The 8,486-nt window shown below is 41.9% G+C and carries 2 protein-coding genes; both read left to right on the forward strand.

Features of this window, described 5'->3' with window-relative positions; all coding sequences use genetic code 11:
* The first annotated feature begins 196 nt into the window (after window positions 1-196).
* Window positions 197-2,179 carry a peptide ABC transporter substrate-binding protein gene (locus HMPREF1516_RS01275; RefSeq protein ID WP_000842598.1) on the forward strand — a complete coding sequence of 661 codons (1,983 nt, stop codon included), beginning with the start codon at window positions 197-199 and terminating at the stop codon, window positions 2,177-2,179.
* Window positions 2,180-2,446: 267 nt separating this feature from the next.
* Window positions 2,447-8,486, forward strand: a 6,040-nt coding sequence (locus HMPREF1516_RS01280) for a SpGH101 family endo-alpha-N-acetylgalactosaminidase (protein WP_084647621.1), incomplete at its 3' end; no start/stop codon positions are given.

Consider the following 8,486-nt stretch of genomic DNA (forward strand, 5'->3'; position numbering starts at 1 on the left):
AATCTGATTTTTACCTTTGGTTTGACCGTTTGTATTTTGGAAATCGTAAGTTATACAAATTGGAATTTAATACTATGGCTATCTATCAAAAAAATTTTTTCAGAAAATGCTAAAATCATTCAAAAATTCTGAAAATTCTGTTGACAACTTTCTGAAAAGGGTCTATAATGGGATGTAAATTTTAAAGGAGAAAATGATGAAAAGTTCAAAATTACTTGCCCTTGCGGGTGTGACATTACTGGCAGCTGGTACTCTGGCTGCGTGCTCTGGATCAAGTTCAAGTGCTAAAGGTGAGAAGACATTCTCATACATCTATGAAACGGATCCTGATAACCTAAACTATTTGACAACTGGTAAGGCAGCTACAGCAAATATTACGAGCAACGTTATCGATGGCTTGCTCGAAAATGACCGCTATGGTAACTTTGTACCATCTATGGCTGAGGATTGGTCTGTATCTAAGGACGGCTTGACTTACACATATACGCTTCGTAAGGATGCAAAATGGTATACCTCTGAAGGTGAGGAATACGCAGAAGTCAAAGCTCAAGACTTTGTAACAGGACTTAAATATGCTGCTGATAAAAAATCTGATGGTCTTTATTTAGTTCAAGAATCAATCAAAGGATTGGACGCCTATGTTAAAGGAGAAATTACAGACTTCTCTCAAGTAGGAATCAAGGCCCTTGATGATTATACAGTTCAGTACACATTGAACAAGCCAGAAAGTTTCTGGAATTCTAAGACAACGATGGGAGTTTTGGCCCCAGTAAATGAAGAGTTCTTGAACTCCAAAGGGGATGACTTCGCTAAGGGAACTGATTCAAGCAGTATTCTCTACAATGGTCCGTTCTTACTCAAATCAATTGTTGCTAAATCTTCTGTCGAATTTGCGAAAAATCCTAACTACTGGGATAAGGACAATGTCCATATCGATAAGGTTAAATTATCATTCTGGGATGGACAAGATACCAACAAACCAACTGAAGCTTTCAAAGACGGCAGCTTTACAATGGCTCGTCTCTTCCCAACAAGCGCTAGCTACACAGAGACTGAAAAGGCATTTAAAGACAATATCGTTTATACACAACAAGACTCTACTACTTATTTAGTAGGTACGAATATCGATCGCCAGTCTTATAAGTACACTTCTAAGACAACCGATGAAGAAAAAACATCAACCAAGAAAGCTCTTCTAAACAAGGACTTCCGTCAAGCTCTTGCTTTTGGTTTCGATAGAACGGCCTATGCTTCTCAAGTAAATGGTGCAAGCGGGGCAACTAAACTGCTTCGTAACTTGTTTGTTCCTCCTACATTTGTACAGGCAGATGGAAAGAACTTTGGCGAAATGGTCAAAGAAAAATTGGTGACTTATGGTGACGAGTGGAGCAACGTGAACTTGGATGATGCTCAAGATGGACTCTACAACCCAGATAAGGCCAAAGCAGAGTTTGCTAAAGCTAAGACAGCTCTTCAAGCGGAAGGTGTGAAATTCCCAATCCACTTGGATATGCCTGTAGACCAAACCAATACAACAAAAGTTCAACGTGTCCAATCTTTTAAACAGTCAGTTGAAGAAAACTTAGGATCTGATAATGTGGTTGTCGATATCCAACAACTTCAAAAAGACGATGTCTTGAACATCACTTACTTTGCTGAAACTGCGGCTGGAGAAGACTGGGATATCTCAGATAACGTGGGTTGGTCTCCAGACTTTGCAGACCCTTCTACCTACCTTGATATTATCAAACCATCTGTAGGGGAAAATACAAAGACTTACCTAGGATTTGACTCAGGAACAAACAACGCTGCTGCCAAGCAAGTTGGTTTGGAAGACTACGAAAAAATGGTTGTGGAAGCTGGGGAAGAAACTACTGACGTTTCAAAACGTTATGAAAAATATGCTGCTGCCCAAGCTTGGTTGACAGACAGTGCCTTGCTCATCCCAACAACTTCTCAAACTGGTCGTCCAATGTTGTCTAAGATGGTACCATTTACACTTCCGTTTGCATACTCTGGTAACAAGGGTATGAGCGAAGCCCTCTTGTATAAATACCTAGATGTACAAGACAAGGCGGTAACAACAGAAGAGTACCAAAAAGCTCAAGAAAACTGGTTGAAAGAAAAAGAAGAGTCTAATAAGAAGGCTCAAGAAGACCTTGCAAACCATGTGAAATAATTTTACAAGATATGAGAAAGGATTTAGTATTCCCCTTGGGTGCTAAGTCCTTTTTATATCTTTAAAGCGAGCTTTTAAATTTAGGACATCTTAAGAAATTTTTGCGAATTTTCCTTTTTCCTATTGCTTTCTTAGATATTATTTGTTATATTAAAAGCATAATTATTTTTTATTTATGACAGTTAAGCACGGTACTTTCAGAGAAAGGAGTATTTTTAAAAAAAGAAATGTAAACGCTTACTGTTGAGTGAAAGGATTAAGGAGTTTATGGATAAACAATTTTTTGAAAAACGCTGTAAGTTTAGTATTCGTAAGTTTACGCTTGGGGTAGCTTCGGTGATGATTGGAGCGACTTTCTTTGCGACTGCCCCAGTATTGGCTGATCAAGCAAGGGTTGGTTCAACAGATAATTTGCCAAGTGAACTAGCTGATTTGGATAAAAAGGCTAGTGATGAGGGGCACGATTTTGACAAGGAAGCTGCCGCTCAGAATCCTGGTTCAGCTGAAACTACTGAAGGCCCACAAACAGAAGAAGAGTTGTTGGCTCAAGAAAAAGAAAAGTCTGAAAAGCCAAGCAATCTGCCAAAAGAATTAGAAGATAGGTTGGAGAAAGCTGAAGACAATGGGCGCGAAGTTGACAAGGATCAATTGGCCCAAGATACTGGGAAGCTTGTCCCAGAAGATGTGGCTAAGACTACCAATGGGGAATTAAACTACGGCGCGACTGTTAAGATTAAGACGCCATCAGGAGAAGGTAGCGGTATTGTCGTTGCAAAAGACCTTGTCTTGACGGTTTCTCATAACTTTATCAAGGACAGTCAAGACGGCAATATCCGTAAGGTTGTGGACAATGATCAAGGGGATGGAGATATCTATAGTATCTCTTATCCAGGATTGCCAGATGTCAAGTTTAGCAAGAAAGATATTATTCATTGGGATCGTGAAGGCTACCTGAAGGGCTTCAAAAATGATTTGGCCCTTGTGAGATTGCGTACAGTTCTCGAAAATACGCCTGTTGAAGTAACTAAAAAGCCAGTAGTTAAGAAAATCGGAGATAAACTTCATGTCTTTGGTTATCCAGAAGGGAAATTGAATCCGATTGTCAATACTACAGTTGATTTTGCGGAACCATACGGAGAAGGTGTCCAAGGGATTGGTTACCAAGGAGGGAAACCAGGCGCTAGTGGTGGCGGTATCTTTGATACAGAAGGCAAACTAGTCGGTGTTCACCAAAATGGTGTAGTTGGAAAACGGAGCGGAGGCATTCTCTTCTCACCAGCTCAACTAAAATGGATCCAAGACCACATACAGGGAATTTCAAGTGTGAAACCAGCAGACTTGGAAGAGAAAGAAAAACCGGCTGAAGAAAAACCAAAAGAGGATAAACCTGCAGCTGCTAAACCTGAAACACCTAAGACAGTAACCCCTGAATGGCAAACAGTAGCGAATAAAGAACAACAGGGAACAGTTACGGTTCGTGAAGAAAAAGGTGTCCGCTACAATCAATTGTCCTCAACTGCACAGAACGACAATGGCGATAAACCAGCCTTGTTTGAAAAACAAGGATTGACAGTTGACGCTAATGGAAATGCGACGGTTGATTTAACCTTCAAAGATGATTCTGAAAAAGGCAAATCACGCTTTGGTGTCTTCTTGAAATTTAAAGATACCAAGAACAATGTTTTTGTTGGTTATGACAAGGACGGCTGGTTCTGGGAGTATAAATCTCCAACCGATAGCACCTGGTATAAGGGCAACCGTGTAGCAGCACCAGAACCAGGTTCTGTAAACCGTCTTTCTATCACCCTCAAATCAGATGGACAACTCAATGCAACGAATAATGATGAGAAACTCTTTGATACGGTCACTTTGCCAGCAGCTGTTAATGAAACTCTCAAAAATGAGAAGAAAATCGTCCTAAAAGCTGGTTCCTATGGCAATGAGCGTACAGTTGTCAGCGTTAAAACAGACAATCAAGAAGGTGTAAAATCAGATGATACTCCTGCCCAGAAAGAAACAGGTCCGGCCGTTGACGATAGCAAGGTGACTTATGATACGATCCAGTCTAAGGTACTCAAGGCAGTAATTGACCAAGCCTTCCCTCGTATTAAAGAATACAGTTTGAACGGGCATACCTTGCCAGGACAAGTCCAACAGTTCAATAAAGTATTTATCAACAAACACGAAGTCACCCCTGAAGTTACCTACAAAAAAATCAATGAGACAACAGCAGAGTACGTGATGAAGCTTCGCGATGATGCTAATCTTATCAATGCAGAAATGACGGTCCGTCTGCAAGTTGTTGATAATCAGTTGCACTTTGATGTGACCAAGATTGTCAACCACAATCAAGTTACTCCAGGTCAAAAGATTGATGACGAAAGAAAACTACTTTCTTCTATTAGTTTCCTTGGTAATGCTTTAGTCTCTGTTTCGAGTGATCAAGCTGGTGCTAAGTTTGACGGGGCAACCATGTCAAATAATACCCATGTCAGCGGAGATGATCATATCGATGTAACCAATCCAATGAAAGACTTGGCCAAGGGTTACATGTATGGATTTGTTTCTACAGATAAGCTTGCTGCAGGTGTTTGGAGCAACTCTCAAAACAGCTACGGTGGAGGTTCTTATGACTGGACTCGTTTGACAGCTTACAAGGAAACAGTCGGAAATGCCAACTATGTTGGAATTCATAGCTCTGAATGGCAATGGGAAAAAGCTTATAAGGGCATTGTCTTCCCAGAGTATACTAAGGAACTTCCAAGTGCCAAGGTTGTTATCACTGAAGATGCCAATGCGGACAAGAAAGTCGACTGGCAGGATGGTGCCATTGCTTATCGTAGCATCATGAACAACCCTCAAGGTTGGGAAAAAGTTAAGGATATTACAGCTTATCGTATCGCGATGAACTTTGGCTCACAAGCACAAAACCCATTCCTTATGACCTTGGATGGTATCAAGAAGATCAATCTTCACACAGATGGTCTAGGACAAGGTGTTCTCCTTAAAGGATATGGTAGCGAAGGCCATGACTCAGGCCACTTGAATTATGCTGATATTGGTAAGCGTATCGGTGGTGTTGAAGACTTTAAGACCTTGATTGAGAAAGCGAAGAAATATGGAGCTCATCTAGGTATCCACGTTAACGCTTCAGAAACTTATCCTGAGTCTAAGTACTTCAATGAAAAAATTCTTCGTAAGAATCCAGATGAAAGCTATAGCTACGGCTGGAACTGGCTAGACCAAGGTATCAACATTGATGCTGCTTATGACTTGGCGCATGGACGTTTGGCTCGCTGGGAAGACTTGAAGAAAAAACTTGGTGAAGGTCTCGACTTTATCTATGTGGACGTTTGGGGTAATGGTCAATCAGGTGATAACGGTGCCTGGGCTACCCACGTTCTTGCAAAAGAAATCAATAAACAAGGCTGGCGCTTTGCGATTGAGTGGGGACACGGTGGTGAGTACGACTCTACCTTCCATCACTGGGCAGCTGACTTGACCTACGGTGGCTACACCAATAAAGGTATCAACAGTGCCATCACCCGCTTTATCCGTAACCACCAAAAAGATGCTTGGGTAGGGGACTACAGAAGTTACGGTGGTGCAGCAGATTATCCACTTCTAGGTGGCTACAGCATGAAAGACTTTGAAGGCTGGCAAGGAAGAAGTGATTACAATGGCTACGTGACTAACCTCTTTGCCCATGACTTGATGACCAAGTACTTCCAACACTTCACTGTAAGCAAATGGGAAAATGGTACACCAGTTACTATGACCGATAATGGTAGCACCTATAAATGGACTCCAGAAATGAAGGTTGAGCTAGTCGATGCAGCAGGTAACAAGGTTGTTGTGACTCGTAAGTCAAACGATGTCAATAGTCCGCAATACCGCGAACGTACAGTAACGCTCAACGGACGTATCATCCAAGATGGTTCAGCTTACTTGACTCCTTGGAACTGGGATGCAAATGGTAAGAAACTTCCTACTGATAAGGAAAAAATGTACTACTTCAATACGCAAGCTGGTGCAACAACTTGGACACTTCCAAGCGATTGGGTAAATAGCAAGGTTTACCTTTACAAGCTAACTGACCAAGGTAAGACAGAAGAGCAAGAACTAACTGTAAAAGATGGCAAGATTACCCTAGACCTTCTAGCAAATCAACCATATGTTCTCTACCGTTCAAAACAAACCAATCCTGAAATGTCATGGAGCGAAGGCATGCACATCTATGACCAAGGATTTAACAGTGGAACCTTGAAACACTGGACCATTTCTGGTGATGCTTCTAAAGCAGAAATTGTCAAATCACAGGGTGCAAATGAAATGCTTCGTATCCAAGGCAATAAGAGCAAGGTCAGCCTTACTCAGAAACTGACTGGCTTGAAACCAAATACCAAGTATGCGGTTTATGTCGGTGTTGATAACCGTAGTAATGCTAAGGCAAGTATCACAGTGAATACTGGCGAGAAAGAAGTGACTACCTATACCAATAAGTCACTCGCTCTCAACTATATCAAAGCTTATGCTCATAACAATCGCCGTGAAAATGCTACAGTTGATGATACAAGTTACTTCCAAAATATGTACGCCTTCTTTACAACTGGAGCTGACGTATCAAATGTCACTCTGACATTGAGTCGTGAAGCTGGTGATGAAGCAACTTACTTTGATGAAATTCGTACCTTTGAAAACAATTCAAGCATGTACGGAGACAAGCATGATACAGGTCAAGGAACCTTCAAACAAGACTTTGAAAATGTTGCTCAAGGAATCTTCCCATTTGTAGTGGGTGGTGTCGAAGGTGTCGAAGATAACCGCACTCACTTGTCTGAAAAACACGATCCATATACACAGCGTGGTTGGAACGGTAAGAAAGTCGATGATGTTATCGAAGGAAATTGGTCATTGAAGACAAATGGACTAGTGAGCCGTCGTAACTTGGTTTACCAAACAATCCCACAAAACTTCCGCTTTGAGGCAGGTAAGACTTATCGCGTAACCTTTGAATATGAAGCAGGCTCTGACAATACCTATGCCTTTGTAGTTGGTAAGGGAGAATTCCAGTCAGGTCGTCGTGGTACTCAAGCAAGCAACTTGGAAATGCATGAATTGCCAAATACTTGGACAGATTCTAAGAAAGCCAAGAAAGTAACCTTCCTCGTGACAGGTGCAGAAACAGGCGATACTTGGGTAGGTATCTACTCAACTGGGAACGCAAGCAATACTCGTGGAGATGCTGGTGGAAATGCCAACTTCCGTGGTTACAACGACTTCATGATGGACAATCTTCACATCGAAGAAATTACGCTAACAGGTAAGATGTTGACAGAAAATGCTCTGAAGAACTACTTGCCAACGGTTGCCATGACCAACTATACGAAAGAGTCTATGGATGCTCTGAAAGAGGCGGTCTTTAACCTCAGTCAGGCAGATGATGACATTAGCGTGGAAGAAGCGCGTGCAGAGATTGCCAAGATTGAAGCTCTGAAGAATGCTTTGGTTCAGAAGAAAACAGCCTTGGTAGCAGAAGACTTTGAAAGTTTGGATGCGCCAGCTCAACAAGATGAAGGTCTTGAGAATGCCTTTGATGGTAATGTGTCTAGTCTATGGCATACATCTTGGAATGGTGGAGATGTAGGCAAGCCTGCAACCATGGTCTTGAAAGAACCAACTGAAATCACAGGACTTCGCTACGTTCCACGTGGATCAGGTTCAAATGGTAACTTGCGTGATGTGAAACTGGTTGTCACAGATGAGTCTGGTAAAGAACATACCTTCACAGTGACAGATTGGCCAGATAACAACAAACCAAAAGACATTGACTTTGGCAAGACAATCAAGGCTAAGAAAATTGTCCTTACAGGTACCAAGACTTACGGAGATGGTGGCGATAAATACCAATCTGCAGCGGAACTCATCTTTAACCGTCCACAGGTAGCAGAAACACCGCTTGACATGTCTGGCTATGAAGCAGCTTTGGCTAAGGCGCAGAAATTAACAGACAAGGACAATCAAGAGGAAGTGGCTAGCGTTCAGGCGAGCATGAAATATGCGACGGATAACCATCTCTTAACGGAAAGAATGGTAGCCTACTTCGCAGATTATCTCAACCAATTAAAAGATTCTGCTACGAAACCAGATGCTCCAACAAGTAGCAAGGGTGAAGAACAACCACCAGTTCTTGATGTACCTGAATTCAAAGGTGGCGTCAATGCAGCAGAAGCAGCTGTACATGAAGTCCCTGAGTTTAAGGGTGGAGTCAATGCAGCAGAAGCAGCTGTTCATGACTTGCCTGAGT

Source organism: Streptococcus sp. CM6, assembly GCF_000526095.1.
GTDB classification, from domain to species: domain Bacteria; phylum Bacillota; class Bacilli; order Lactobacillales; family Streptococcaceae; genus Streptococcus; species Streptococcus oralis_BW.